Below are 25,004 nucleotides of genomic sequence, written 5' to 3' on the forward strand. Positions count from 1 at the left end.
ATTAGGCTGCCTGGCATGCTGAAGGTGGGCCTGACCGGCGGGATCGGCGCCGGCAAGAGTGAAGTGTCACGGCTGCTCGTCGGATACGGAGCCGTGCTGATCGACGCGGACCGGATCGCCCGGGAGGTCGTCGAGCCCGGTACCCCCGGACTCGCGGCCGTCGTCGACGCGTTCGGAACCGATGTCCTCACCGCCGACGGCACCCTGGACCGGCCGCAGCTCGGCTCGATCGTCTTCTCGGACCCCGACCGCCTCGCCACCCTCAACGCGATCGTCCACCCGCTGGTCGGCGCCCGCTCCGCCGAACTGGAACGGGCCGCGGGATCCGACGCGGTGGTGATCCACGACGTCCCCCTTCTCGCGGAGAACGGTCTCGCGCCGCTCTACGACCTGGTCGTCGTCGTGGACGCCAGTCCCGAGACCCAGCTCGACCGGCTCATCCGGCTACGCGGCATGACCGAGTCCGAGGCCCGTGCCCGGATGGCCGCGCAGGCCACCCGGGAGCAGCGGCGGGCCGTGGCCGATCTGATCGTCGACAACGACGGCCCCCTGGAGAAGCTGGAGCCGCAGGTCCGCATGGTCTGGGAGGAGCTGACCCGGCGGGCGGCGGCCGCCTGACCCCCTGGCCTGCCGCGGTACCGCGGTGCCTCGCGCGTCGGCCGTGCCGGCGTCAGTGCCCGTAACGGCCACGTCCGCCGTGGTCGGGCTCGTACGGCGGGACGTTGCGGCCCGGCTGGTAGTGCGGGCCCTGGTGGATGTGGTGCACGATCACCGTGATGTCCACGAGGACCAGCGCGAGCAGGACACCGCAGGCCGCGGCCCAGCCGGGGCGGTCGGCCAGCGTGAAGGCGGTCAGGCCGAAGACGGCCCAGGCCAGCCCCCATAGACTCAGTCCGAGCCGCAGCCGCAGAGGACTGCGGGCAGTCATCGGTTCGTTGCCGGTTCGCATGGCCATCGCCTCACTTACCAGGATGGACCCGCGGCGGTGTTTTCGGACCTGGGGACGTCGGACGGAAGGGGAACGTGCGTGAACAGCGCATCGTGGGGGGACCGTATCGGCCGCAGGGCAAGGATCCGGGGCTGTCTGCTGGGCGGGGCGATCGGGGACGCCCTGGGGAACCCGGTGGAGTTCCTCTCGCTCGCCGGTATCCGCCGCGCCTACGGTGACCACGGCGTACCGGGCCTCGTCGCGGACGACGCGGGGGTCGTCGGACGGGTCACGGACGACACCCAGATGACCCTGTTCACGGCAGAAGGACTGATCAGGGCCCACTCCCGGGCGGCCTCCAGGGGGATCGGCGGCGCCGAGACCGCCCTGGTGCGGGACGCCTATCTGCGCTGGCTGGACACCCAGAACCACCCGGCTCCACCGGCCGGCGACAGCCCGGTACGGACCGGCTGGCTCAGGCACCAGCCCTGGCTGTACGCGCGCCGCGCCCCCGGAAACGCCTGTCTGACGGGACTCGCGGTCGGCCATGCCCCCGAACAGTCCGGACGGCTCGGCGAGCCCGGTCCCGTCAACACCGGGTCCAAGGGGTGCGGCACGGTGATGCGGTCCGCCCCGTTCGGGCTGGCGGGGCAGGACGCCGAGGCGTGCTTCCGGCTCGCCTACTGGTGCGCGCAGATCACCCACGGCCACCCGACCGGCGCGTATGCGGCGGGGGCGTTCGCGGCGATCGTGGCCCATCTCCTGGAGGGCGACTCGATGGCGGGGGCGGTGCTGCGGGCCATCGAGCTGCTGCGTCGCCACCCGGGGCACGAGGAGACGACGAAGGCGCTGCGCGCCGCCGTCGACCTCGCCGCCGAGGGCGGGCCGACCGCGGAGAAGGTGGAGACCCTGGGGGCCGGCTGGGTCGCCGAGGAGGCCCTGGCCATCGCCGTGTACTGCGCCCTGGTGCTGCCGGGCGCCGACGAGGTGGCCCCGGCGCTGCTGCTCTCGGTCAACCATTCCGGCGACAGCGACTCCACCGGCGCGATCTGCGGCAATCTGCTCGGCGCACGGCACACGGACGTACACCTTCCGCCGTCGTGGCTGGTGGCGACCGAAGGACGGGCGGTGATCACGGAGGTGGCCGACGACCTGTGCATGGAGTTCGAGCAGGCGGTCGTGTGGCCCGCCGGGCGCTACCCGGACCACTGACGTTCCGGTGCATGCTCGGGCGCCGATGGCCCGTCGGCACATCCTGTACTGACGGACCATCGGGCACACGAGCCGACCCGGTGACGGTCGATCATGTCACCGGAAGATGAGGGCCGTTCAGGCGGTCAGCATCTTGGCGCGCAGCGCGGCCACGGCGGCGTCGTCGAGCATCAGGCCCTCGTGCACATAGGTGTCGAAGTCGCCGTAGATCTTGTCCACCTCGTCGAACGCCGCGCGCAGCCAGCTCAGTTCGACGGCTTCGGGGTTGCCCGTGTAGGAGTTGCTGGCGAGGAAGTCCGCCTCGACGGTCTCGCGCGGGACACCGAGGATGGTGAGCAGCACGGCGGTTCCCCAGCCGGTGCGGTCCTTGCCCGCGCTGCAGTGGAAGACGGTCGCGCCCGTGTTCGTGGTGACGGCGGTGACCAGATCGTGGAAGGCGTAGTCGGCGCCCACGAAGTTGACCATGAACGGGTAGCCGATGGACTGGCCGAGGTCGGACGAGCCGGAGAACAGCCCGGCCGCGATGGCCTCGGCCAGGGTCATCAGCGCGGGGTCGTGGAAGCGGACGCCATGGCTGAGCGACACCACGTCGGCGACCTGGTACTTCACCCCGGCGGGCAGCCGGTCCGGATCCTCGTAGCGCTCCACCGCGTTGCGCAGGTCCACGTCGAGGGTGAGGTTCTGCGAGAGCAGGACCTGATGCTCGGCGTCGGTGAGATTCTTCAGCTTGTTGGAACGGTAGACCAGGCCGGAGCGCACCCAGCGACCGTCGGTGGTGCGGTAGCCGCCGATGTCCCGGAAGTTGCGGGCGGACTCGATGCCCAGCGAACGCTCGGCGACGACGAGCGCGGAGCCGCTGTCCGGCGTCAGACGGAAGTACCAGCGTCCGGCCGCGGGGAGTGTCCCGGCGGGGACGGTCAGCGAACCGGTGCCGGGGGCGGTGCCGACCGGGGTGCCGGAGGTGGCGTCGGGGGAGGTGACCGCGGTGACGGTCACCGATCCGGCGGCGGAGGACCAGGACAGCGTGTAGCTGCCGTCGGTGGCGCGCTGGGCGGTGGCGGCCGTGAACGGTACGGCGGCCTGCGCGGTGGCGGTGGCGCTCGCCGTGGCCGTGGGCGCCGTGGCGGCGAGGGCCGGCGGGGCCAGGATCGTACCGGCGAGCAGGGCGGCCGCGACGGCGGCCTGGGTGAGGAGGTGCTTGCGCATGGTGCTCCTTGTCTGGTCCCTGTGGGGGAGAGGCGTCAGGAGGTGGGGGTTGCGGTGCACGGAGAGTTGCCGCAGACATTGATGACACGGCCGGTGGTCAGGAAGGTGGCCTTTTGCTGACGTGCGGCCGAAGAGTTGCGGGGATCGGAGTGCGGATCGTGCCCGTACTGCGGCTCCTCGGGCGGTGTGTTGGTGAGCGGCGGGGTGGGGGTGCCGCTGTCCCACACCGTCATGGCGGAGCCACGGTAAGGGAGTTGGGAACGGGTGAGGGGCCTGATGCCCCAGTAGGGGACCGTGTCCGGGCTGCGGCCCGCGGCGAGCGCGGGGGTGAGCAGCCGGGCGCCGATGGTGCGTGCCTCCACGTCGGCGGCCGCGTTGGCGACCTGGTGGTCCCCGTACGCGATGTGCATCAGTACCTGGTGGTGGTCGGTGAGATGGCTTGCGTAACCGTCGGTCTCACCGCGGTCCCACACCATCTGGAACAGCTGGAGGACGATCTGCTGATGCAGCTTGTCCGGGTACGAGAGGTCCAGGACCTGCTGGAACGGCGCGAAGTCGGCGCTGCGGTTGAGCAGCAGGCCGTAGTTCATGCCGGTGACACCGAGGACCCCGCGCCGGATGTCGGGCGAGGCGGCGACCAGGGCGCCGCCGAGGATGCCGCCCTGGCTGTTCCCGTCGTACGCGATGCCGTGCCGGACGTCGACGAGCGGGTTCCCCCGGTCGTCCCGGAAGGCCGCGTCGGTGGTCAGCCCGTCGGTGTGGATCAGGGCGCGGGCGAGGAAGAGGGCGTTGAGCATGCCCTGTTCGCTGCGCTCGGGAACGGCGGGGAAGAGGGTCGGGTCGGCGAGTGCGCCGAGCACCACGGGGATGTCCTCCTGGGCCATCCCGATCCAGTCCGTCGCGCAGAAGGTGAAGTTGTGTTCGGCCGCCATCGCCTTGACGTTGGACGCGCCGACCTCCGAGCGGCGGCCGAGGAGGCCGTGCCCGTAGAGGGAGGGGTGGGAGGGGGTGCGGAACGCGGAGCGCGGTATCTCGCAACGGAACGCGGCGCGCACGGTGCTCAGGGGCAGCCGCTGCGGGGTGCCGTCACGGCCACGGTTCAGGACGGAGCCGGGTGGGCCGCCGGGCAGGTTCAGATAGCCGGGCACGCTGATCTCACCGGTCACCTCCCGGGCGATCCGGGGATCCTGTTCGGCGGTGAAGTCGGTGACACCGGTGACGGCGAAGGTGGGGGAGCGGTCGCCGAGCCTGCGGAACGCGTCGTCGCGGATGGTGAAGAGGTCGCCGGTGAGGCTGCGGGTGCTCGCGACGGTGAAGTCCCAGGCCAGGTAGAGCCCTTCGGTGCGGACCTTGGCCCTGCGCAGCGCCTTCAGGGCGGGGCCGAGCCGGTGCTGGCGGGCGTACAGCGGGTCGTCGTGGGCGAGTGTCCGCCCGGCGACGGCGGCGAACGGTGCGGCGGCCGGGATGGTGTGCCCCGCACCGTCCTTGAGCCCTCGCAGGGCGACGGCGTAGTGGTGGCCGTCGCGGAAGTTGCGCGCGGGATGGATCAGCAGTGCCTGACGTGCCGGGTCGGTGGCGTTGGCGTCCAGCTCGGCCCAGTACGGCCACCGCTCGCCGGTATCGGTGTCCAGCAGCACGACGGGGGCGTCCGCGGCGAGGGAGCGGCCGATGTCGGTGAGCGGGGCGGCGCCGGTCTTCGACAGGTCGATCCCGGGCACCTGGGCGATCAGCGTGGAACCGGGGGAGAAGCCGTCGGACCGGTTCCAGGCCGTCGGGTCGATGGGGAGGCCCGCCGCGGTGCGGGGGAGGTCGGCGGCGTCGAAGGCCACCCGGCGGCCCGTGTCGGTGGCCGGGTCGGACCGGGTGTACCAGTCGTTCGGGAACGGCAGCAGGCACTCGACGGGGGCCAGCGGGTCGCAGCCCGTTGCGTGCGGCGCCGAGGCCTGTGCCGTGGGTGGGTTCGGGACGAGCGCGGCGGCGGCGCCGAGCGCCGCCGCCAGCAGCCCGTGCAGCAGTCGGTGCCGCAACGGGTCAGCTCCCCTGGATGTGTGCGTCGATGATGGCGGCGTAGTTCTCCTCGCCGTTCTGGTTGGGGTGCAGCGGGGCGGCCGCAGCGGTCGGTACGTACCCCTCGACCCACTTGTCCGACGGGGCCTGGCAGGCGTCGTGACCCTTGCTCGGCGTGACGAGATCGATGTACTCGGCGCCGTGCAGGGCGCTCTGCTCGGCGATCACCGCGTTCATCCGGTTGACGCTGCCCTGCAGGAAGTCGGCGTCCACCGCGAGGACCGGCTGCAACGGGAAGCAGCCGCCGGGCTTGATGTAGAGGCCGTACCCCGTGACGATCACCCGGGCCTGCGGCGAGCGCTGGTGGATGCCGTCCAGTACGGCACCCAGCTTCGGTGCGAACTCGGCGAGGCGGTTGCCGATCTGGTCCACGCCGCCCTCGTAGTACTGGTCCTTGCACGGGGTGGCGTTCGGGTCGAGGGTGCTGCAACCCTCCGCGATGCCGACCAGGCCGGCGTCGTTGCCGCCGATGGTCAGCGTCACCAGGTCGGTGTCCGCGCGCAGCGCGTCGAACTGGGGCGCGGCGGATCCCATCGGAATGTCGAGCAGCGAGAGCGACTGCTTCTCGGTCATGTGCTTCGACTTGGCGCCGCTGCAGGTGACGTCGCGCAGCGACGCACCGAGCCGCGCCGCGAGCTCGTGCGCGTAGTTGTGCGTCGACCGGCCGCAGGCCACCGGCCCGGTGATGTCCGGGATGAGTGGCCCGGAGGCCATGGAGTCGCCGAGCGCGACATAGGACAGGGTGTCGTCCTCGGCTGCCGCGGAGGCCGGCAACGCGCCGGTGCCCAGGGCCAGGCCGGTCAGGGCGAGTGCGCCCATCGCTGCTCTGACGGAACGGCAGAAACCTTTGTTCTTGGGCAGGTTCACGTAATCCTCCGACGGTGGGGGCCCGCTGGGGCATGGCGTGTGACGCCGGTCATCATGCAGACTCACGTGCCGTCGTTTAACTGGTGGGTAACGCAGACTTTTGCGGGAGAACTTGTGACGCGTGACAATGAACTGTCCGACGCAGCAGCGGAACAGGGCGGTTGCGCGGGTTCGCCGAGCGCACCGCTGGCCATTGCCGGGCGTCCGGTGGCCCCGTATCTGCGGGCCCGTGTCCCGGCGTTGACCGGCCGCGTCGTCGCCCGGCTCCTCGCCGATCTGCCGGTCTACGCGGAACTGCCCCACGAGGAGATCGCCGGCGACATCGCCGACATCGTCCAGCACAATCTGCGGCTCTTCGCGGACGTCGTCGAGTACCGCCGGCCCGCCACCGACGCCGAACTCGACCAGCAGCGCGACTCCGCCGCCCTGCGCGCCGAGGAAGGGGTGCCGCTGGACGCGATCCTCACCGCGTACCAGGTCGGTACGGCGATGTGCTGGCAGGAGACGGTCGTGGGGGCGCTCCCCGGTGATCTCGCCGTCATCCTGGAGATCATGGACCGCATCATGGTTCTCCAGCAGCAGCTCACCTCGGCGGTCAGCAGCGCCTACCTGGAGGCGCGGCGGATCCTCGACAGCCAGGAACACGGTGGCCGGCACGCCCTGATGGCCGCCCTGCTGACCGGTGAACCCCTGGACCGCTTCGCTCACCGCACCGGACTGCGACCGGCCGCCCGCTACCTCACGATGACGCTGGCGCTGGCCCCGCACCCCGACGAGCTGACCCAGTCACCGGGGCCGGGCTCCGGTGTCGCGGCCCGGCGCAAGATCCGCCGCGTCCGTACCGCCCTGGACCACTTCGCCGGTACGCCGGTACTCACCGCCCTCGACACCTCGGGCGGAACGGTGCTGCTGCCCGCGCCCGAACCGCTGCCGTGGCACGGTCCGAACGGGCTGTGCGCGCTCATCGACGAGACGGCCCGGGCGGCGGGGGTTCCGATCACCGCCGCCGCGGAGACCGCCGAACCGGAGGAGGTTCCGGCCGCCGTGGCCCGCAACACCGAAATCGTCGACCTGATCGCCCGTACGGGCCGGCCCCCCGGCTTGTACCGGCTGTCCGACGTGCTGCTGGAGTACCAGCTGAGCCGGCCCAGCGAGGCCTTGCGCGGGCTGGCTCAACTGCTGAGGCCGTTGGAGGCGAAGCCGGAGCTGCTGCACACCCTGGAGACGTATCTCGCGCTCGGTCTGGACCGGCGGACCACCGCGACCGCCCTGCACATCCACCCCAACACCGTCGACTACCGCATCCGCCGCATCGACAGCCTGACCGGCCTGTCCCCGGCCCGCCCCGCCGACCTCCAGCACCTCAGCGCCGCGCTGGTCGCCCGCCGCTCGGTGTGACCGGCAGCCGGCCGGGGCTCCTGGCCGGCCGCAGGCGGCTCAGTGAACCGTGGTGAAGCTGCGCCACGGCAGGGCGCTGGGCGCGTTCTGGTCGGTGACCGTGGTCGCGACGTACGTCGTCGTACCCGGCCCGGTGCAGTCGGGTGTGCGGTACAGGATGATGTCGATCAGGGTGTTGTTGCTGACTTCCTTGGCGCCCTCGGGGGAGAGCTGGTGGCAGCCCTTCACCAAGGGGCTGTTCACCGTGACCACGGCGTCCTTCTCGGTCGTGTAGATGATCGGCCCGACCGCGGTCCGGCCGAGGCCGGAACAGCCTGCGACGGTGAGGGTCAGGAGCGCGGTCCCGGCTGCGATGCCGAGACGGCGGCGCCGGTGATCGGTCACGGGCATGGGCGGGTCCTCGTCTGTCTGGTCCGGCTCGTCCGGCTCGTCCGTCGGCAGCGTGTGCACCTCGACACCGCATGCGTCACGGAGCACGTGCTGACGCTGGTCACCCTGCCTGATCCGCCACGCCCGGGCATCCGGAGCGCGGCCGGATGGGCTACTGCCGTGCCCGACGGGAGAACCGCCCATACCCATATCGGGAGATATTGGGCATATCGTGGTATCGGCGAGTGGTTCAAAAGGTTCAAAAGTGGTTCCTTCCTTCAGATGTTTCCCACGTTCAGGGGGCCGTGATGGTCCAGGAACTCGTGATCGCGCTGGTGACGGCCGGCTCGGCTGGCGCGCTGTACATGGCGGCAGCGGCCAAGATCGTCAAGCAGTACGAGCGCGGCGTCGTGCTGCGTCTCGGCAGGCTCCGCAACGAGGTGCGCGGCCCCGGATTCACCACGGTGATCCCCGGTGTCGAACGACTGCGCAAGGTGAACATGCAGATCGTGACGATGCCGGTGCCCGCACAGGACGGGATCACCCGGGACAACGTGACGGTACGGGTGGACGCGGTCATCTACTTCAAGGTGGTCGACCCGGCGAGCGCCGTGGTCCAGGTGGAGGACTACCGGTTCGCGGTCTCGCAGATGGCGCAGACCTCCCTGCGGTCGATCATCGGCAAGAGCGATCTCGACGACCTGCTGTCCAACCGCGAGAAACTGAACCAGGGCCTGGAGCTGATGATCGACAGCCCGGCCGTCGGGTGGGGTGTGCAGATCGACCGGGTGGAGATCAAGGACGTCTCCCTCCCGGAGACCATGAAGCGCTCCATGGCCCGTCAGGCCGAGGCCGACCGTGAGCGGCGAGCCCGCGTCATCAACGCGGACGCCGAGCTCCAGGCGTCGAAGAAGCTCGCCGAGGCGGCGAAGGCGATGTCCTCCCAGCCGGCCGCCCTCCAACTGCGCCTGCTGCAGACGGTGGTTGCGGTCGCAGCCGAGAAGAACTCCACGCTGGTGCTCCCGTTCCCGGTGGAACTGCTCCGCTTCCTGGAGCGGGCCCATCAGCCCGAGCAGGTGGAACCGCAGCAGGCCGTGCGGCCCCCGCAGCCGCAGCGCCCCTCGCAGGCACAGCGTGCCGCGCAGCGGCAGCCGCGGCCGCAGCAGCCGCCGGCGGTGGCCCCAGCGGCCGCAGCCGCGGCTGCCGCTGCCACCGGGGTCGCGCGTCCCCCTCGGCCGAAGCCGCTCGCCAGGCACTGAGCCCCGGTCCAGGCACTGAGCCCCGGTCCGGTCGTCCCCCGGAACCCGCCGGTGCGCGGTCCGTTGGGTCCCGCCGGGCCTGGGCCCGATCCGCCCCTCGCACACACCTGACCTGCTGGAACGCAGGTGTGCGACCAGTTGTCGTACCCCCCGCCTAGACTCGCAGGAGTCATCTGGATCAAGACGATCAAGAAGATCGAGTGCGGGACGGGAGGGACCGATGGCCACGGCACCACACCAGCTGGACGGATCGGCTGCCCGCCTGCTGCGCTGCGCCGCCGTCTTCCTGCCCGCGTTGCTGCCGCGGGAGGGGCAAGTCGCCTTCTGGGATCCCGACGGCGGCCCCCTGCCGGACCCGGACGACCTGACGGCACCCGGGGACGACGCGCCCGGCCCGACCGTCGCGGAGATCACCGTCGTGCGGCGGCACGGACAGGACGCAGTCAGGCGGCGTACGGTGCCCGCCGTCCTGCTGTCCGTGGCCCAGGCACTGCCACTGCTGGCCGGTGCCCGGCACCGGCAGTCCGCCCACCCCGCCACCCGCTGCTGGGGCGCCGCCGCGCTCCAGGCACTCCACCTGGTGGCGCGGGGCAGACTCCTCCCCGGTCTCACGGACGACGACCACGACGCCTGGCGGGCCGGTCCTCGCGACGCCGAGGACATCGCCCATCTCCGGGCGATCGCAGCCGCCATGCCGGCCGAGGGGTACGCGGTCCCGGTCCCGGACCGCACACCGCTCCAGGTCCCCGACCCGGAGTGGCTGCTCGGGGCATTCCTCGACGCGGTCGCCGACACTCTGCCCCGTACACCCGCCGCGGCCTACGCGATGGGTGCGCCCTTCGCGGCCCGTGAGGGCCGGCATCTGCCCGGCGTCCGTGACTGGGCCGTCGAGGTCGCCGACGGTCTCGACGCCGGGGTACAGGTCTCGCTGCGCCTCGACCTGTCGGCGTACGAGCTCTTCGACACGACCGATACGCCCGCCGACCCCGACCCCGACGACGCCGACGCTGTCGGTGGTGTCTTCGACGACAACGACACCCCCAGGACGCCGGCGGCGGTCCGTCCCGCCGCCGCGCGGCACGCCGCCGCGGCCATCGTCCAGGTGCACAGCCTGGCCGACCCGACCTACGTCGTCGACGCCGCCACCCTGTGGCACGGCGCGGCCCGGGAGCCGTTCGGCCCGCGGGCCAGGATCGATGCCGCGCTCGCACTGCGCCGTGCCGCCCGGCTCTGGGCCCCGCTGGGGCGCTTGTTGGACCAGCCGGTGCCCGATGTGCTCGCCCTCGGGGAGGACGAGCTGTACGAACTGCTGGGCGATGCCGGAGCCAGGCTGGCGGCGGCCGGGGTCAACGTCCACTGGCCCAGGGAGCTGGCCCGTTCCCTCACTGCCGCGGTCGTCGTCCGGCCCGCCCCCGGCTCGGCCACCGACGGCACCTCGTTCTTCGACACCGAGCAGCTCTTCTCCTTCGACTGGCAGTTGTCACTGGGCGACGAGCAGCTCACCGAAGCGGAAATGGACATCCTGGCCGAAGCCCACCGGCCGGTGGTGCGCCTGCGGGACCGATGGGTCGTCGTCGACCCCGCGCTCGTACGCAAGGCGCGCAAGCGGGAGCTGGGCCTGCTGGACCCGGTCGACGCCCTCGCTGTCGCCCTGACCGGCAGTGTCGAGGTGGACGACGAGCGGATCGAAGCGGTGCCCGTCGGCGCGCTGGCCGCACTCCGCCACCGCATCACCGCCGACGACACCGTCGTCGCCCCGCCGCCCGGCCTGCACGCCACGCTCCGCGACTACCAGCTCCGCGGTCTCGCCTGGCTGGACCGGATGACCTCGCTCGGTCTGGGCGGCTGCCTCGCCGACGACATGGGCCTGGGCAAGACCATCACGCTCATCGCCCTCCACCTGCACCGCGCCCACCCCGCCCCCACCCTGGTGATCTGCCCCGCCTCCCTCCTGGGCAACTGGCACCGCGAGATCAACCGCTTCGCCCCCGGTGTCCCCGTGCGCCGCTTCCACGGCACCGGCCGCACGCTCGCCGAACCCGACGGCGGGTTCGTCCTCACCACCTACGGCACGATGAGGTCGAGCGCCGCGCAACTGGCCGACCACGACTGGGGGCTGATCGTCGCCGACGAGGCCCAGCACGTGAAGAACCCGCACTCCTCCACGGCGAAGGCGCTGCGCACCATCCCGGCCCCGGCCAGAGTCGCGCTCACCGGCACCCCCGTGGAGAACAACCTCTCCGAGCTGTGGGCCCTGCTCGACTGGACGACCCCCGGACTCCTCGGCCCCCTCAAGACGTTCCGGGCCCGCCACGCCCGGATCGTCGAGAACACCGGGACGGCTGCCGGACTCGCCAACGACGAAGCGGTCGAACGGCTCTCCCGGCTGGTCCGGCCCTTCCTGCTGCGCCGGAAGAAGTCCGACCCGGGCATCGCCCCCGAGCTGCCGCCCAAGACGGAGACCGACCACCCCGTCTACCTCACCCGTGAGCAGGCCACGCTCTACGAGGCGGCGGTCCGCGAGACGATGGCCTTCATCGAGGCATCGGAGGGCATCGCCCGCCGCGGCCTGATCATGAAGCTGCTGGCCTCGCTCAAGCAGATCTGCAACCACCCCGCGCAGTACCTGAAGGAGGAACCGACCCGGCTCGTCGGACGCTCCGGGAAGCTCGCCCTGCTGGACGAACTCCTCGACACGATCCTCACCGAGGACGGCTCCGTCCTGATCTTCACCCAGTACGTCACCATGGCCCGCCTGCTCTCCGCCCATCTCGCCTCGCGCGCCATTCCCTCCCAACTCCTCCACGGCGGAACGCCGGTGGCCGAGCGGGAACGGATGGTGGACCGCTTCCAGTCCGGTGAGGTCCCGGTCTTCCTGCTCTCCCTCAAGGCGGCGGGCACCGGACTCAATCTCACCAGGGCCGCCCACGTCATCCACTACGACCGCTGGTGGAACCCGGCAGTCGAGGAGCAGGCCACGGACCGGGCATACCGCATCGGCCAGACACAACCCGTGCAGGTCCACCGGCTGATAGCGGAGGGCACGGTCGAGGACCGGATCGCCGACCTGCTGCAGGCCAAGCAGGTGCTGGCCGACACGGTGCTCGGCACCGGCGAGGCCGCGCTGACCGAGCTCAGCGACCGCGACCTGGCCGATCTCGTCTCGCTCCGGAGACCGTCATGAGCCCCCGCCCCGAGCCCCGTCCTGCCGTCCGCCCCCGTCCCGGCCCCGACGACCTGCGGCGCAGCTTCGATGCGGTGCCGCCCCGCACCAGCGACGGCGACGGGCCCTTCGCGGACAGCTGGTGGGGCCGCGCCTGGGTGACCGCGCTGGAATCCCTGTCGATGGACGAGGGCCGGCTCTCCCGCGGCCGCACGTACGCCGACAGCGGCAAGGTCGCGGCGATCACCGTCACCCCCGGACGGGTCGTCGCCTACGTCCACGGGAGCCGGCCCCGCCCCTACCGGGCCGAGCTCCGTCTGCGGACGCTCGGTGACGCGGACTGGGACACCTTCCTGGACGCGGTCGCCGCCCGTCCCGGTCACCTCGCCGCGCTGCTCACCAAGGAGATGCCGCACGCGCTGGCCGACACGGCGGCCGAGGCCGGTGTGGTACTGCTGCCCGCCGCGGGCGACCTCGACCCCACCTGCACCTGCCCCGACCGCGGCTGGCCCTGCAAGCACGTGGCCGCCCTCTGCTACCAGACCGCCCGGCTGCTGGACGCCGACCCGTTCGTCCTGCTGCTGCTGCGCGGCCGGGGCGAACGCGGACTCCTCGAGGAGCTGGGCCGTCGCAACGCCGCGCTCTCCGCCAGGGAACGTCCCACGGCCCCCGCCACCCCCTCCGTGCCGGCCCGGGAAGCCCTCGCCGCCGGTTACCTGCCACCGCTCCCCGCCCCGCGCCCGGTCCTGCCGCATCCCGGGCAGCCACCCGCGTACCCGGGCCTGCCGGGCGCCCGTGATCCGCTCGCCCTCGACCATCTCGCCACGGACGCCGCGATCCGGGCCCATATGCTCCTCACCACCGGAATCGACCCGATCGCCGGTCTCACCCCCTGGCAGGACGCGGTACGACTGGCCGCGTCCCGCCCCACCGCCGGACTCACCGCGACCACGCGTGCCCTCTACCGCGAACTCGCGTACGCCACCGGCCGTACCCCCACGGACCTCGCACGAGCCGTCGCGGCCTGGCGCCAGGGCGGTGCCGAAGGGCTGGCCGTTCTCGAAACACCGTGGGACCCCCCGGCCGGCCCCTTCGACCGGGCCCGCCCCATGCTGGCGGCCGCCGACTTCCCCCGGTTCCACCCCTGGCGCAACCACCTCACCCACCCCGGCGGCACGTTCCAGCTCCGCTTCGGCCGCGACGGCCGTTGGTACGGCTACGAATCCGATCCGGGCGAGGACGACTGGTGGCCCCGCGCCGCCCCGGACTCCGACCCGGTGGGCGCGCTGAGGGAACTCGTCGGAGCCTGACCGTCCCCGGCCGGCCCCGTCCGCCTGCTCGACCCCGACCGGCCCTCGGCCCTCAACTCGCCAGATGGACGAAGAGACCGATGAGCAGCACGGCGACGATCGGCAGCACGATGAGGCGCGCCTTCCGGAACGACTCGTCCTCCTGCTGGGAAAGCCCCCGGTCGGCGCCGTGCACCGACGCCAGATGTTCCCCCGCCATGTCGATGAGCTTCTCCGTGGTCAGGAGCGACGGCGACCAGCCGCACTGCGCACAGACCAGGAAGTCGCGGTACGGCTCGTACCGGAAGTCCCGCTCGATGGTGACGGTGAACACCTCACCGTCCGGCGTCGCGGCCGTGAAGTGGCGTATCGGTGCACCCATGTGGATCGCTCTCCGTTCCGCGCGTGCGACGGGTCCCGGTGACCCGGCCGCGGCACACTATCGGACCGCCCGCGGCCGCCCTCAGCGAGGCAGCACCGCGTCGACGACCTCGCGGGCGAATTCCGGCGGCACCGGCCCGCGGCGCAGCAGCACCCGCATCCAGACCGCCCCCGCATCGAGACCGCCCCCGCGATCAGGTCCAGCAGCAGCATCGGGTCGGCGTCCGGCGGGAGATCGCCACGGGCGGCGGCTCGGGCGAAGACCGGCTGCTCCCGGGAGAACCGGTCGGCGAGGAAGTCGCGGGTGAGCGTGGCGAGTTCGTCGTCCGGCAGGCCGGTGCCCGCGGTCATGGCGCGGGCGACCGGTTCCGTACGCGCATCGGTGAGCAGGTCGAGCACGGCCCGTCCGAGGTGAGCCGCAAAAACCTTTGGCCCCAGCGGGCTTGACGTTGGTAGCTTCCTCGGCGTGGCGAAACTCAATCAGATCATCGCAGTGGAGAAGGGCGTCAAGTCCAAGGCTCACCAGGACCTGACGGCGGCGCATCACGGCCTTCAGAAGACTGGTCTGCTGGCCGGGATCTCCCGGACGTATCAGCCGAAGGACGAGGAGGGCGAGCAGTTGCCGCCCGAGTCGACGCTGGTGCAGGTCAAGGCCGAGGACGTGCTGCGGCAGACCGCGACGACCCTGACCCGGCTCTTCGATGTGACCGCCACGAAGGACTGGGCGAACTGTTCGGCCCGCGCGGACGTCAAGGTCGACGGGCGTGTGCTCGTGAGCGAGGCGCCGGTGTCGTATCTGCTCTTCCTGGAGAAGCAGTTGACGGACATCGCTACCTTTGTTCGCAAACTCCCGGTGCTCGATGCCGCCGAGTCGTGGACGCAGGACCCGTCGACGGACTCCTGGAAGACCGAGCCGGTGAGGACGCTTCGTACGAAGAAGGTGCCCCGCAACCATGTGAAGGCGGAGGCCACCGAGAAACACCCGGCACAGGTCGAGGTGTACTACGAGGACGTTCCGATCGGGTACTGGACGACCGTGAAGTTCTCCGGAGCCCTCCCCGCGCGACGGGTCAACGAACTGCTGGACCGGGTGGAGAAACTCCAGCAGGCCGTGAAGTTCGCCCGCGAGGAGGCCAACGGCGCGGAGGTCACCGACCAGCGGGTGGGTGATGCGGTATTCGGTTACCTCTTCGGGTGACCGATCACGGATTCCCCGGCCGTCCACTACGGCCGGGGTGCGCGAGGAGCGCAAGCTGAAACTGAAGCTTGTCGTGACGACGCGGTTCCGGTGGAGGTTCGAGTCCTCCCCCCGGCACACCGGCCGGGGTGGCCCAACTGGCAGAGGCAGACCGCGATCAATCTCAGACTCTTGCTCCAGACTCAGCATTCGCCACCGATCGCCGAATCGATCGGGCCCGTGCCCATGGGCGTCGAGATGCCGGTTCGACTCCGGCCCGCGGAGCTTCGGTCCGCGGTTGTCTAAAGGCAGGACGCGACGACATCAACCTGACACGGGACCTTAAACGTGTCGGCGTGCCGTAGGGGTGGCATCTTCAGGGCTCGGGGGCCGGCTACGCCCCCGGGCCCGCTCCCGTTTCCCGGGAGCTCACGTCACACGCTCGCGGGCAGTGACACCCCGCGCCCCGCGAAGAAGCGCTCGAAGTCGGGCAGTGCGAGATCCGCGGCTCGCGTCCCGGGCGTCGTGCCGGACGGGTTGTGGAAGTGGACGCCGGAGCCGTCGGCCGTACGCGACGTCAGCAGTACCAGGTGTCCGCCACGGCCCGGAGCGGGCCGCCGCGGATGCCGGATGCCGTAGTGCACCGAGGCCATGACCGTCCGGCCGCTGTCGAGCAGACCGAGGATCTCCCGCAGGGAGAGATGGCGGTGAACCGTGGCGTCGAGACCGTGCACCTCCCGCGCGTACTGGGCGAAGGGCGCGTAGATCAGCCCCCGGATCACCCCTTCCGCGTCCTGGGTGTACGCCCCGTACGTCAGGGCCCCGTCGCGCAGGGCGAACAGGGGCGGGGCGTCGGCGCCGAGCGCCATGCGCAGACAGGTCATACCGCACAGATGACCTGCCCAGCGCGCGTACTCGGCCGGTGACACGGCACCCGACTCCGCCCACGCCGGGTCGGAGGCCGAATCGAGCCCGCCCTCCACGATCGGGCCGACGAGCGCGGGCGAGGCGAACTGGGTCAGCACGGGAACACGGCAGGCGGGACAGGTCACCCAGGACATCCGATCACTGGCGGTATCCGGTCAGGAAACGGCCGATGCGGCTGATCGCCGCGTCGAGATCGTCAGCGTACGGGAGTGTGAGGATCCGGAAGTGGTCGGGCCGCGGCCAGTTGAAGCCCGTGCCCTGCACGACCTGGATCTTCTCCCGCAGCAGCAGATCCAGGACGAACTTCTCGTCGTCGACGATGCGATGCACCTTCGGGTCGATGCGCGGGAACGCGTACAGCGCACCCTTCGGCTTGACGCACGAGACCCCAGGGATCTCGTTCAGCTTCTCCCAGGCCCGGTTGCGCTGCTCGTACAGCCTGCCGCCCGGGGCCACCAGTTCCCGGATGGACTGCCGGCCGCCGAGTGCGGCCTGAATCGCGTACTGCGCGGGGGCGTTCGGGCACAGCCGCATGGAGGCGAGCATGGTCAGACCCTCCAGGTAGCTGCGGGCGTGCTGCTGCGGACCCGACACCACCAGCCAGCCGGACCGGAACCCCGCCACCCGGTAGGTCTTCGACAGGCCGCTGAAGGTGAGGCAGACCACGTCGGGAGCGAGGACCGCCACGCTGTGGTGCTCGGCGTCGTCGTACAGGATCTGGTCGTAGATCTCGTCCGCGAAGACCATCAGCCCGTGCCTGCGCGCCAGGTCGAGAATGCCCTCGAGCACCTCGCGCGGATAGACGGCGCCGGTCGGGTTGTTCGGGTTGATGATGACGACGGCCTTGGTGCGGTCGGTGATCTTCGACGCCATGTCCGCGAGGTCCGGGTTCCAGTCGGACGCCTCGTCGCACGTGTAGTGCACGGCCTTGCCGCCCGCGAGGGTCACCACCGCGGTCCACAGCGGATAGTCGGGGGCCGGGACGAGCACCTCGTCGCCGTCCTCCAGCAGGGCCTGCACCGACATGGAGATCAGCTCCGAGACCCCGTTGCCGAGGAAGATGTCGTCCACCCCGACCTCGGTCAGGCCCATCGCCTGGTAGCGCTGCGCCACGGCGCGGCGGGCGGAGAGAATGCCACGTGAGTCGCTGTACCCGTGGGCCTGCGGGAGCATCCGGATCATGTCCTGGACGATCTCCTCCGGCGCCTCGAAGCCGAAGAGCGCGGGATTGCCCGTGTTCAGGCGGAGCACGCTGTGCCCCGCTTCCTCCAGGGCGTTGGCGTGCTCGATGACCGGGCCCCGGATCTCGTAACAGACCTCGTTGAGCTTGCTGGACTGCCGGAACTCCATGCGTGGCCTCCCCGACCCGATTGCGATACTTGGTTTTACCAAGCTCGGGCTTGGAAAGTCCAACAACATGTCTAGACTGCGTCGCATGCCACGTCAGCAACAGCCCGCAGCACGTTCGTCCCGTCGCCGGAGTTACGACCAGTTCTGCGCCACCGCGCGTTCGCTCGACCTGGTGGGCGACCGGTGGACCCTGCTGATCGTCCGTGAACTGCTGGCGGGTGCCCGCCGTTACACCGATCTCCACGCGGATCTGCCGGGTGTCAGTACGGACGTCCTCGCCTCCCGGCTCAAGGACATGGAACACAGCGGTCTGGTCACCCGCCGCCGCCTGCCGCCGCCCGCCGCGGCCTCGGTGTACGAACTGACCGACCGCGGCCGCGGACTGCTGCCCGTGCTCTCCGCCCTCGCCGAGTGGGGCGCGCCCGCGCTCACCGAGCGGCGGCCCACCGATGCGGTGCGCGCGCACTGGTTCGCGCTGCCGCTGCTGCGCGCCCTGGACGGGCTGACGCATGCGGGAGTCGTTGAAGTCCACCTGGACGAGGGCGAGTTCCATGTGCGCGCCGGAGGCGGAGGGGCCGTCGCGGGCGGCGCCGGCGGAGCCGGCGGAGTCGAGGATCTTCCGACGGCATACGGGGACGGTCCCGCGCCCCGTGCCGACGCCCGGATCGCGCTGGACATCGAAGCCTGTCTGGCGCTCGGGCGGGGTGAGCTGACGCTCACCCAGGCCGTCGAGGACGGCCGGGTCGAGGTGTCCGGCGAGGGTCCGCTCGCCGCCGAGATCCGTGGCGGGTGACACCCGGACCGGTGGGTGTCGCGGCTCAATTCACGGGTAGCGTGGGGGTGTTCGGGGCGCCCGGTTCGGGATACCTCCCGCGGGACGTCCGGGACGCGTCCGTGCAACCGAGGGTGAGGGGTCGCAGGTGAGGGTCGGCAGGCAGCAGGGAGACCGGGAGCATCGGGTACGAGGGGGGCTTGCCAAGGCCCTGGTGGTGGCGGGCTGTGTGGCCGCGCTCGGCTTCGTCCCGGCGGCGGCCATCGCCACGCCCGGCAGCGGTGTGAGCGGCACGGTGGTCGCGGAGGGCACCTCGGCGGGCAAGCTCAAGGTGAAGACCCCCAACGGTCGCACGCATGTGACCTTCCGGACCATCACCGTCGAGCCCGGCGGCTCCACCGGCTGGCACACCCACCGCGGTCAGCTGATCGCCGTCGTCAAGTCGGGGACCCTGACGCGCACTCTGGACGACTGCTCGGTCGAGGTGACACCCGCGGGTTCCTCCTTCATCGAGCCGTCCGGGGTCAAGCACCGCCACATCGGGCGCAACCTGGGGACCGAGCCCGTCGTGCTCTGGGTGACCTATCTGCTGCCCGAGGGCAGTGAGCTCTCCGATGACGCCGATGCGGTGGACTGCGGCGCGAAGAAATAGCGCTCTGCGGGCACCACGAGGCGGCGCCCGGCACACGGGACCGGACCGGTGTGATGATGGGTGCGTGCGATGGGAAGCGATCACCTGGGAACGGCTGGCAGAGGCCTTTGCCGCGCAGGCCGATGGGCTGAAGCCCGTCGGCACCGGTCCCTGGCTGAAGCTCGCCGTCGACGGCGCACCGGCGGCCCGTACCGGGGAGCTGGCCGGGCGGGTCGCGCAGGCCCTGCGGGCCCGGGGGCGTGCGGTGCTCGTCGTCTCCACGGAGGGATTCCTGCGGCCGGCGAGTCTTCGGTACGAGTACGGCAAGGAGGACCCCGACTCGTACTACGACGGCTGGTTCGACACGGGCGCACTGTGGCGCGAGGTGTTCGGACCACTGGAAGCGGACGGGACCGGGCGGGTGCTGCCCGATCTCTGGGACCCCGTGACGGACCGGGCCACGCGCAGTGCGTACCGGCCGCTGCCGGCGGGCGGAGTACTGGTGGTGCACGGCCCGCTGCTGCTGGGTCACTGGTTTCCGTTCGACCTGAGCGTTCATCTGCGGCTGTCGCCGGGCGCACTGCGGCGGCGCACCGAGGAGAGCGGGCGTTGGACGCTGCCCGCCTTCGCGCGGTACGAGGACGAGGTGGCACCCGGCGACCGCGCCGATGCGGTCGTCCGGGCCGACGACCCCCTGCATCCCGCCTGGAGCGGGTGGACGTCCGGCAGGTGACGGGACGGCCGGGTCCGGCCGTCCGGTCGGTCAGGGGCCGGGGCGGCCCCCCCCCACGATAGTGACCGCCTCCGCCCCCGACCGGCAGCCGGCCGTCACGGCCGAGACGTCGTCCGCCCCCGACAGGTGCACGGCGAGGTACGTTGCCGCAGCCCGAACGAGCCGCCCAGCAGGCGACGTTGGCGCCCGCGCCGTCGGGGAGGGTGCGGATACCAGTGCCGCGGCAGGCGTTGCCTGTTGCGGCACTAGCCGGGGTGTCCGTGCCATGGGCCGGCGGTGTCCCGTGCCGGACCACGACATCCGTGACGACGTCACCGACGACGAGAAGGCCGCCGCCCGTCATCGGCCGCCCGTCCACGCGCCCGAGATCCGTGCGGCCAGCGACACGTTTCCGCGCACGACAGCCAGATTGGCCTCCAGTGAGGCACCCCCGGTTCCTCGCATCAGCCGGTCCAGCAGGAACGGTGTGACGGCCTGGCCCGTGATGCCGCGCTCCCGGCACGCGTCGAGGGCCTCGGCCAGCACCTGGTCGTGCAGTGCGGGATCCAACTGGTCGGCAGCGGGCACGGGGTTGGCGACGATCAATGCGGCCTCCGGGCCGCCGAGCGCGTCCTGGGCCCGCATCACCTCCGCGACCTCCTCGGGCGTGTGCACCGTCCAGTCGACCGGTTCACCCGAACTGCTCAGATAGAAGCCGGGGAAGCGGTCGGTGCCGTAACCGAGCACGCCGACGCCGAGCGTCTCCAGGCGCTGCAGCGTGGCGGGGACGTCGAGGACGGACTTCACCCCCGCGCACACCACCGTGATCCCGGTCCGTGCGAGGAGCCGGAGGTCCGCGGACTCGTCCTGGGTCCGGGTCCACTCCCGGTGCACGCCGCCGAGGCCGCCGGTCGCGAAGACGCGCAGGCCCGCGCGTGCGGCCAGGAACGCCGTCGCGGACACGGTCGTGGCCCCGCTCGCGCCCGTGGCCAGGGCCGGTGCGAGGTCCCGGTGCCCCAGCTTCCGCATCGTCGGGTCGGCGGCAACCCGTTCCAACTGTTCTTTGTCCAGGCCGATGCGGGCCCGTCCGTCCAGGACGGCGATGGTGGCGGGGACGGCGCCCGCGGACCGTACGAGTCCTTCGAGTTCCTCGGCGACCTGCAGATTGCGCGGGCGCGGCAGACCGTGGGCGATGATCGTCGACTCCAGAGCCACGACGGGATGGTGCGTGGCGAGGGCTGTCCGCACCTCGGCGGAGAGGACCGGGGCGTGGGGGTGTGCGCTGTGCGACGCATTCCTCAGTGGCATGTCCACATCTCTGTCGCGGGTGCATCGGCCTGAAACGTGCGGTGGGCAACGGCCGTCCTGCGCTCGCGCGCACCGGACACCACTCCTCCCGGACGGACACTGCCTGTCGCGGCAGTAGGGTGACCGGCCATGACCACATTTGATCAAGCGCCGGCCTCGTTCGCCGTGCACATCCCGGATGCCGACCTCGAACCGGAACCGCTCGACCCCGCACAGATCGTCTCGGGCGAGCCCGTGGTGACCGGCAAGGTGCTCTGGGAGTCGCCCGACGGCAAGCAGATCCGCGGCATCTGGCAGATCACGCCGGGCGTGGTCATCGACACGGAGGCCGACGAGCTGTTCGTGGTCGTCAGCGGGCGCGCCACCGTGGCGGTCGAGGGCGGGGCGACGCTGGAGATCGGACCGGGTGACGCCTGTGTGCTGCGTGAGGGCGACCGTACGACCTGGACCGTGCACGAGACGCTGCGCAAGGCGTACCACATCAGTCTCTGAGGTCTCGGACATCCGTGGTGGGCGCATCGGACACGGCGGGGGGTGCGCTCGCACCGGTTGCATCGGACACGGCGGGTGCACTCGATGTCGTCGTACGGGCGAGCGCTCTGCGCAGCGCCAGGGCCGCCATCGGCAGCAGCAGACATGCGGCGACCGCGTTCAGCCAGCCGTAGCTCGCCCGCGCGACGATCACTCCCGCAGCCGCACCGCCGATGCCCGCCGCGGTGTTCATGGCCAGGTCCGACAGTCCCTGCACGGCGGCACGTGCGGGCTGCGGTACGGAGTCGGTGAGCAGCGCGGAGCCAGCGACCAGCCCGGCCGACCAGCCGAGTCCGAGCAGGAACAGCCCCGCTGCCGTCCGGCCGTGGTCCGGGCCCGCGGTGCCGGCCAGGAGTGCGGCACCGCTGAACAGGCCGACCGCCAGACCGATCACGGCGAGCCGGCCGAACCGGTCCGACAACCAGCCCATCACCGGTGAGAAGGCGTACATACCCGCGATGTGGCCGCTGATGACCAGGCCGATCAGCTGGAGTCCGGCACCGTGACGGCCCAGGTCGACCGGGGTCATCACCATGATCGAAACCATTGCGGTGTGCGAGAACGCGACGGTCACCAGCGCCAGCCTCGCCATCGCCGAGGCCCGCACCGCCGCGAGGCCGGCGCGCAGCGAGCGGTCGGCGGGGGACTCGTCGGCCTGCGATGTCATCGCCCGCGCGGTGAGCAGCGGGTCCGGCCGCAGCAGCGCCCCGACCACCACGGCGGCCAGCAGGAAGATGGCGGCCGCGAAGAAGAACGGGCCCGCATTCTCCGGAATCGCCGTATCGGCGAAGACATGCCCCACCGGTGCCGCGATGTTGGGGCCGAGAACCGAACCGATCGTCGTGGCCCAGACGACGGTGGAGATCGCCCGGCCCCGACGCTCGGGCTCGACCAGATCCGCGGCGGCGAATCGCGCCTGCAGATTGGCCGAGGAACCGGCGCCGAACGCGGCCATGCCGAGCAGCAGCAGCGGGAAGCTCTCCACGACGGTGGCCAGCACCACGAGCCCCGCACCGAGCGCACCGATCAGATAGGCCAGTACGAGACCGGGGCGTCGGCCCCGCGAGGTCATCAGCGCGGCCAGCGGCAGCGAGAGCAGTGCGGTACCCGTCACCGACGCGGTCGGCGCCAGACCGGACAGTGCCTCGGAGCCGCTCACCTCCGTGGCCAGGACCGGGGCCAGGGCGATACCGATGGGGACGCCGAGGCCGCCGAGTATCTGGCTGGCGACCAGTACCGCGGCCGTTCTGCGTCGCAGTCCGGGCAGCTCGGCCGCGGTGACCGGGGCGGTCGGGGTGTCAGGTGCGTCGGGGCGGTTGGTCACCGACGCAGTGTGCCAGCCCGTGCCCGGGCACGGAACCCGGTGGTGCGGCCGTCAGCGGGTGGCCCTCCACACCACGTCCGGGGCGTTGGTGATGATCCCGTCGACGCCGAGGGCCGCCGCCTTCTTCGCGGTCGCCGCCCTGTCGACCGTCGAGGTGTTGACCCGGAGCGGCTTGCCGTGTGCCCCCTTCAGTGCGTGCACCGCCCGCACGTAGCCGGCGGACAGCGATCTGTACGGGGGGTTGATCTGGTCGGTGAACGCCGCGTACGAGGGCAGGTCGGCCACCGCGGGAGTGCCGAGGAAGCCGGTCGTGACGTCCGGACGCCGCTGGTGCACCTTCCGCACACTGCCGGCGCCGAAGCTCTGGATGACGAGCCTGTGCCTGACGTGGTCGCGGTCGAGCCACCCCTTCCGGTCAAGTACCCGCAGCGTCTCCTTCTCGATGCCCGGGTAGATCTTCGGACTCTTGATCTCCAACAGCAGGTTCTGGTGATTGCGTTCGATCCGGTCGAGATACTGCGCCAGGGTGGGAACCCGGGTTCCGGCGAACCGCGCACCGAACCAGCTGCCCGCGTCCAGCCGGGCGATCTCGGCGGCCGTGAAGTCCTTCACCGCCCATGGCGCACGGCCCGGGAAGACCTTCTCGGCGTCGGTGGTGCGCTTCAGGTTCGTGTCGTGCATCACCACCAGCACGCCGTCCTCGGTGAGCTGGACATCGTTCTCCACCCAGTCGATGCCGAGAGCGTCGGCCCGGTCGACCGCGGCCAGGGTGTTCTCCGGCGCATAGGCCGAAGCGCCCCGGTGGGCGATGACGAGGGGCGCCACCGGCTTGGCGGACCCGGCCCGCGCGCTCACGGTCCGGATGCCCGTGGCCGTGCTGGTGCGACCGGCCGTGATCGTGGCGGTGTCCCGGCCCGCGGTCCGCGAGTCGGCGGCCGGCAGCAGTAACGCGCCGACCCCCACGAGGCCGGCGGCGACGACAGCGATTGCGGTACGTGTGTACATGCATACTCCTTGCGTCGGAGGAGCGGACGGGGCGAGAGTGGCAGTCGGCCCGACAGAGGACGGGCCAAGGGCGACCACAACATGAACGTCGCTGCCGGGACCGGGTCACGGGCGGATTTTCGTGTCTATAAGATGCAGCCCAACCACCCCCCGACCCAGGCCTTCGCGAAGGGCATACGAGCATGCAGGGCACCATCGACGGTTTCAGCTACGGAGCAGTGACGCCCGTCGCGGCCTTTCTCATGGCTTGCCTCGGCGCGGCCCTCGGGCTGCGCTGCACGACCCGTTCACTCCGCACCGAGCGCTCCTTCAAGGCCGGCTGGCTGGCACTCGGAGCGACCTCCATAGGCTCCGGCATCTGGACGATGCACTTCATCGCGATGATGGGCTTCTCCGTCAAGGAGGTGAGCATCGGCTACGACAAGCCCCTCACCTTCGCCAGCCTCGGGGTCGCGATCGTCATGGTCGCCATCGGCATCTTCATCGTCGGATACCGGGGTACCACCCCCATGGCCCTGGTGACGGGCGGCACCATTACCGGGCTGGGCGTGGCCGTCATGCACTACTTGGGTATGGCCGGAATGCGTCTTGACGGGCGGTTCGAGTACGAGACGGCCATCGTGGTCCTCTCCGTCGTCATCGCCGTGGTGGCCGCGACGAGCGCGCTCTGGGCGGCCGTCTCGATCCACAGCTTCCTGGCGAGTCTCGGCGCCAGCGTCGTGATGGGGGTGGCGGTGAGCGGCATGCACTACACGGGCATGGCGGCGCTGAGCGTCCATCTGGAGCACTCCGGCTCCCTCGTCGCCCCTTCCGGCACCGGGCGGACCGCGACCCTCGTACCGCTGCTGATCGGCCCCGCCTGTTTCCTGCTCCTTGCCGCGGTGGTCGTGATGTTCGACCCCCTGATGGTGATGGGCACCCCGGACTGGGACGACCCCAAGGCCATGAACGGGACCGGGCGGCCCCCCGGAATTCCGGCCCAGCGACAGGTGCCCCGGTTCGGGACGCATGCCGACCCGGCGTCGTTCCACTCCCGGCCGCGCGACCCCGCGCCGCCCGGGGAATGGTGACCCCGGCCCGGAACGAAGGCTGACCCGGCCCGATTGTCGGTGGCGGGTCGTACGGTGG

General features: G+C 71.4%; 24 protein-coding genes and 2 pseudogenes. 13 read left to right on the top strand and 13 right to left on the bottom strand.

What is annotated here, in order from left to right:
• Positions 1-15: 15 nt before the first annotated feature.
• The gene (coaE, locus tag AB0L71_RS01320; protein WP_365236551.1) at positions 16-618 is read left to right on the top strand and encodes a dephospho-CoA kinase; all 603 of its coding nucleotides are present in this window, start codon (positions 16-18) and stop codon (positions 616-618) included.
• Positions 619-670: 52 nt separating this feature from the next.
• Here coaE and AB0L71_RS01325 read toward each other — a convergent pair whose 3' ends face one another.
• A complete protein-coding gene (locus AB0L71_RS01325) occupies positions 671-955 on the bottom strand; it encodes a DUF6343 family protein (protein WP_365236553.1) in 285 nt (94 codons plus the stop codon).
• A gap of 72 nt (positions 956-1,027) precedes the next feature.
• On the opposite strand from AB0L71_RS01325, the gene AB0L71_RS01330 reads away from it, so the two are divergent.
• A complete protein-coding gene (locus tag AB0L71_RS01330) occupies positions 1,028-2,140 on the top strand; it encodes an ADP-ribosylglycohydrolase family protein (RefSeq protein ID WP_365236555.1) in 1,113 nt (370 codons plus the stop codon).
• 117 nt (positions 2,141-2,257) lie between these two features.
• On the opposite strand, the gene AB0L71_RS01335 is transcribed toward AB0L71_RS01330, so the two are convergent.
• The 3 genes from AB0L71_RS01335 to AB0L71_RS01345 are packed head-to-tail and all read right to left on the bottom strand — an operon-like array spanning position 2,258 to position 6,280.
• Positions 2,258-3,346, bottom strand: coding sequence for a tyrosine-protein phosphatase (locus AB0L71_RS01335; RefSeq protein WP_365236557.1), 1,089 nt, complete (start codon positions 3,344-3,346; stop codon positions 2,258-2,260).
• 35 nt (positions 3,347-3,381) lie between these two features.
• The gene (locus AB0L71_RS01340; RefSeq protein WP_365236559.1) at positions 3,382-5,373 is read right to left on the bottom strand and encodes a hypothetical protein; all 1,992 of its coding nucleotides are present in this window, start codon (positions 5,371-5,373) and stop codon (positions 3,382-3,384) included.
• 4 nt (positions 5,374-5,377) lie between these two features.
• The gene (locus AB0L71_RS01345) at positions 5,378-6,280 is read right to left on the bottom strand and encodes an SGNH/GDSL hydrolase family protein (protein ID WP_365236561.1); all 903 of its coding nucleotides are present in this window, start codon (positions 6,278-6,280) and stop codon (positions 5,378-5,380) included.
• A gap of 186 nt (positions 6,281-6,466) precedes the next feature.
• Between AB0L71_RS01345 and AB0L71_RS01350 the strand changes: the two genes are divergently transcribed.
• Positions 6,467-7,678 (top strand): helix-turn-helix domain-containing protein, encoded by a 1,212-nt coding sequence (locus tag AB0L71_RS01350; protein ID WP_365236782.1) that lies wholly within the window; start codon positions 6,467-6,469, stop codon positions 7,676-7,678.
• A gap of 39 nt (positions 7,679-7,717) precedes the next feature.
• On the opposite strand, the gene AB0L71_RS01355 is transcribed toward AB0L71_RS01350, so the two are convergent.
• Entirely contained in the window at positions 7,718-8,068 is a 351-nt protein-coding gene (locus AB0L71_RS01355; protein WP_365236784.1) for a hypothetical protein, read from the bottom strand.
• 287 nt (positions 8,069-8,355) lie between these two features.
• Between AB0L71_RS01355 and AB0L71_RS01360 the strand changes: the two genes are divergently transcribed.
• The 3 genes from AB0L71_RS01360 to AB0L71_RS01370 all read left to right on the top strand — a co-directional run bounded on the left by AB0L71_RS01360 (position 8,356) and on the right by AB0L71_RS01370 (position 13,779).
• A complete protein-coding gene (locus tag AB0L71_RS01360; RefSeq protein ID WP_365236563.1) occupies positions 8,356-9,306 on the top strand; it encodes a slipin family protein in 951 nt (316 codons plus the stop codon).
• A 220-nt stretch (positions 9,307-9,526) separates the two neighbouring features.
• Positions 9,527-12,490 carry a DEAD/DEAH box helicase gene (locus AB0L71_RS01365; RefSeq protein ID WP_365236565.1) on the top strand — a complete coding sequence of 988 codons (2,964 nt, stop codon included), beginning with the start codon at positions 9,527-9,529 and terminating at the stop codon, positions 12,488-12,490.
• Positions 12,487-13,779 (top strand): SWIM zinc finger family protein, encoded by a 1,293-nt coding sequence (locus tag AB0L71_RS01370; RefSeq protein ID WP_365236567.1) that lies wholly within the window; start codon positions 12,487-12,489, stop codon positions 13,777-13,779. Before AB0L71_RS01365 ends, AB0L71_RS01370 begins: the two co-directional genes overlap by 4 nt.
• A gap of 52 nt (positions 13,780-13,831) precedes the next feature.
• Here the strand turns inward: AB0L71_RS01370 and AB0L71_RS01375 are convergent, their stop codons facing one another.
• Both AB0L71_RS01375 and AB0L71_RS01380 read right to left on the bottom strand, forming a co-directional pair.
• On the bottom strand, positions 13,832-14,092 hold the full coding sequence (locus AB0L71_RS01375; RefSeq protein WP_365236569.1) for a hypothetical protein: 261 nt from the start codon (positions 14,090-14,092) through the stop codon (positions 13,832-13,834).
• The gene (locus tag AB0L71_RS01380) at positions 13,999-14,490 is read right to left on the bottom strand and encodes a TetR-like C-terminal domain-containing protein (RefSeq protein ID WP_365236786.1); all 492 of its coding nucleotides are present in this window, start codon (positions 14,488-14,490) and stop codon (positions 13,999-14,001) included. Before AB0L71_RS01380 ends, AB0L71_RS01375 begins: the two co-directional genes overlap by 94 nt.
• Positions 14,491-14,605: 115 nt before the next feature.
• Between AB0L71_RS01380 and AB0L71_RS01385 the strand changes: the two genes are divergently transcribed.
• Both AB0L71_RS01385 and AB0L71_RS01390 read left to right on the top strand, forming a co-directional pair.
• On the top strand, positions 14,606-15,337 hold the full coding sequence (locus AB0L71_RS01385; RefSeq protein ID WP_365236571.1) for a hypothetical protein: 732 nt from the start codon (positions 14,606-14,608) through the stop codon (positions 15,335-15,337).
• A 31-nt stretch (positions 15,338-15,368) separates the two neighbouring features.
• Positions 15,369-15,454 (top strand): annotated as a pseudogene (locus AB0L71_RS01390).
• Between the two features lie 296 nt (positions 15,455-15,750).
• Here AB0L71_RS01390 and AB0L71_RS01395 read toward each other — a convergent pair.
• Both AB0L71_RS01395 and AB0L71_RS01400 read right to left on the bottom strand, forming a co-directional pair.
• Complete coding sequence (locus tag AB0L71_RS01395) at positions 15,751-16,368, bottom strand: peptidase (protein ID WP_365236788.1); 618 nt, start codon at positions 16,366-16,368, stop codon at positions 15,751-15,753.
• 13 nt (positions 16,369-16,381) lie between these two features.
• Positions 16,382-17,593 (bottom strand): pyridoxal phosphate-dependent aminotransferase, encoded by a 1,212-nt coding sequence (locus AB0L71_RS01400; RefSeq protein ID WP_365236573.1) that lies wholly within the window; start codon positions 17,591-17,593, stop codon positions 16,382-16,384.
• Positions 17,594-17,678: 85 nt separating this feature from the next.
• Here AB0L71_RS01400 and AB0L71_RS01405 point away from each other — a divergent pair, with 85 nt between their 5' ends.
• The 3 genes from AB0L71_RS01405 to AB0L71_RS01415 all read left to right on the top strand — a co-directional run bounded on the left by AB0L71_RS01405 (position 17,679) and on the right by AB0L71_RS01415 (position 19,729).
• Positions 17,679-18,386 carry a helix-turn-helix domain-containing protein gene (locus AB0L71_RS01405; RefSeq protein ID WP_365236575.1) on the top strand — a complete coding sequence of 236 codons (708 nt, stop codon included), beginning with the start codon at positions 17,679-17,681 and terminating at the stop codon, positions 18,384-18,386.
• 127 nt (positions 18,387-18,513) lie between these two features.
• The gene (locus AB0L71_RS01410) at positions 18,514-19,017 is read left to right on the top strand and encodes a cupin domain-containing protein (protein WP_365236577.1); all 504 of its coding nucleotides are present in this window, start codon (positions 18,514-18,516) and stop codon (positions 19,015-19,017) included.
• A 64-nt stretch (positions 19,018-19,081) separates the two neighbouring features.
• Positions 19,082-19,729 carry a uridine kinase gene (locus AB0L71_RS01415; RefSeq protein WP_365236579.1) on the top strand — a complete coding sequence of 216 codons (648 nt, stop codon included), beginning with the start codon at positions 19,082-19,084 and terminating at the stop codon, positions 19,727-19,729.
• A 139-nt stretch (positions 19,730-19,868) separates the two neighbouring features.
• Here the strand turns inward: AB0L71_RS01415 and AB0L71_RS01420 are convergent.
• Positions 19,869-20,072: pseudogene (locus tag AB0L71_RS01420) on the bottom strand (hypothetical protein); the annotation flags it as partial.
• On the bottom strand, positions 20,069-21,016 hold the full coding sequence (locus AB0L71_RS01425) for a pseudouridine-5'-phosphate glycosidase (protein WP_365236581.1): 948 nt from the start codon (positions 21,014-21,016) through the stop codon (positions 20,069-20,071). The gene AB0L71_RS01425 and the pseudogene AB0L71_RS01420, both read right to left, overlap by 4 nt.
• 129 nt (positions 21,017-21,145) lie before the next feature.
• Between AB0L71_RS01425 and AB0L71_RS01430 the strand changes: the two genes are divergently transcribed.
• Positions 21,146-21,508, top strand: coding sequence for a cupin domain-containing protein (locus tag AB0L71_RS01430; RefSeq protein WP_365236583.1), 363 nt, complete (start codon positions 21,146-21,148; stop codon positions 21,506-21,508).
• Here the strand turns inward: AB0L71_RS01430 and AB0L71_RS01435 are convergent.
• A complete protein-coding gene (locus AB0L71_RS01435; RefSeq protein ID WP_365236585.1) occupies positions 21,498-22,871 on the bottom strand; it encodes an MFS transporter in 1,374 nt (457 codons plus the stop codon). The genes AB0L71_RS01430 and AB0L71_RS01435 overlap by 11 nt on opposite strands.
• Positions 22,872-22,922: 51 nt before the next feature.
• Positions 22,923-23,876, bottom strand: coding sequence for a glycerophosphodiester phosphodiesterase family protein (locus AB0L71_RS01440; protein ID WP_365236587.1), 954 nt, complete (start codon positions 23,874-23,876; stop codon positions 22,923-22,925).
• A 182-nt stretch (positions 23,877-24,058) separates the two neighbouring features.
• On the opposite strand from AB0L71_RS01440, the gene AB0L71_RS01445 reads away from it, so the two are divergent.
• Complete coding sequence (locus AB0L71_RS01445; protein WP_365236589.1) at positions 24,059-24,946, top strand: MHYT domain-containing protein; 888 nt, start codon at positions 24,059-24,061, stop codon at positions 24,944-24,946.
• Positions 24,947-25,004: the final 58 nt, after the last annotated feature.

It is taken from the genome of Streptomyces sp. NPDC052052, from assembly GCF_040680455.1.
Taxonomy (GTDB): domain Bacteria; phylum Actinomycetota; class Actinomycetes; order Streptomycetales; family Streptomycetaceae; genus Streptomyces.